Raw genomic sequence first — 1,582 nt, 5'->3', positions numbered from 1 at the left:
CCGCAAGCCACGTACTCGAACAGCTCCAGCGCCTTACCGGCGCTGTGCCGCAGCTGCCAGGGCTCGGCTGTCCACCGTCGCACGATGGCGCGGCCGGGGTTGGCTTCGAGCACCGCCCGCACCCGGGCCCCGTTGTCCGCCAGGGATTGTGCGACCGGGAGCAGGAACGGGCCGGTGCCGGAGACCAAGACGGACCGGCCGACGAGCAGGCGCTGAGTCTTCGCGAGAGTCTGTGCGGCGCCGGCGGTATAGACGCCGGGCAGGTCCCAGCCGGGGAACGGGCACACCCGGTCGTAGGCGCCGGTCGCGATGACCAGCGCGTCACCCTGCACCACCCGGTGTTCGCGCCGGTCGCCCTCCGCGCCGATCAGCAGACGCACTGCGGGACAACCACCTTCGAGGTGGCGCTCGATCTGATACACGGCGGCCCACGGCAGGTACGTACAGCGCGGGTGCTCGATCAGCAGGCGTGCGCGGCGCGCGGCCGCGGCGTACCCGTGCCCGATGGTCAGCGGCTGCCCGACGCCGTACGCCGCCGGGACGCGCCGGTTGTACTGGCCGCCGAGCGCCTCGTTCGAGTCGATCAGGGTCACCGTCGCGCCGTGTCGCAGCGCGGCGTCGGCGGCCGCGGTGCCGGCCGGGCCGCCGCCGATCACCACCACGTGCCTACTCATCGCCTGCTCCCGTCCGGGACTGGGTGGTGACGCGGTCGCCGTCGCGGGCCGGACGGCGGCACAGCCGGACGTCCGGCACGCCGTTGACGGTGGCGACGCAGTCGAAACACACGCCGATGCCGCAGAACACGCCGCGCGGGCCGCCGGTCGGCGCGGTGCGCCAGTGCGAGCGGCCGTCGGCCAGCAGCACCGTCGCGAGGGTCTGCCCGTGTGCGCCGGTGACGGGGGCGCCGTCGACGGTGACCGTCAGCGGTCGATCGTTTCGCCCGACCGGATCGGCGTCCGGTCGAATCAGGTGGGGGCTCATCGGGTTACGTGCTCCGTCCTCGGTTCGGCGATCACGGCGGGGCGGTCGACGGCGAACGCCGCGAGATCGATCTCGTCCGGCTGTCCGGCCAGTGCGGCCGAGATCAGGTGGGCGGTGCCGACGGACAGGCCTATGCCCGCGCCCTCGTGACCGGTCGCGTGCCACAGGCCCGGCAGTCGCGGGTCCGGGCCGATCACCGGAAGATGGTCGGCCACATAGGGCCGGAACCCGCCGTACGCCCGCATGATCGCGACGTCGGCGAGGATCGGATACAGCCGCAGGGCTTTTCGGGCGATGGCGGCCAGGCTGTCCGGGCGCAGCCGATCGTCGAAGCCGCACTGGCGGCGCGACGAGCCGAGCAGCAGCGGCCCGCCCCTCGTCGACTCGACCACCGCCGACGATTGCAACGCCGCGTCCGAACTTCCCACGGCCCCTACGTAATCCGCGTCGTAGACCTTGTGGAACACCGTCGGCGGCATGGGCGCGGTGATCAGCACGTCGCCGCGGCGCGGCTTGACCGCGATCGGCGCGCCCAGCAGCTCCGACACCGCGCCCGACCACGGGCCCGCCGCGTTGATCACGAGGTCGGCGCGCCGCGGTC

At 73.5% G+C, this 1,582-nt stretch carries 3 protein-coding genes; all 3 read right to left on the bottom strand.

What is annotated here, in order from left to right:
• Positions 1 to 674: NAD(P)/FAD-dependent oxidoreductase (locus tag ON39_RS34065; protein WP_040740393.1), on the bottom strand; the 674-nt coding region annotated here is incomplete at its 3' end.
• Positions 667 to 981 (bottom strand): (2Fe-2S)-binding protein, encoded by a 315-nt coding sequence (locus ON39_RS34060; RefSeq protein ID WP_051187455.1) that lies wholly within the window; start codon positions 979 to 981, stop codon positions 667 to 669. The genes ON39_RS34065 and ON39_RS34060, both read right to left, overlap by 8 nt.
• Positions 978 to 1,582 (bottom strand): NAD(P)/FAD-dependent oxidoreductase (locus tag ON39_RS34055; protein ID WP_040740391.1); only part of this gene is annotated, 605 nt, incomplete at its 5' end. The genes ON39_RS34055 and ON39_RS34060, both read right to left, overlap by 4 nt.

Source organism: Nocardia tenerifensis NBRC 101015 (assembly GCF_000308715.1).
Classification (GTDB): Bacteria; Actinomycetota; Actinomycetes; order Mycobacteriales; family Mycobacteriaceae; genus Nocardia; species Nocardia tenerifensis.
The sequence above is the reverse complement of the archived record's forward strand: the minus strand, read 5'-3'. Positions and strand labels throughout refer to the sequence as shown.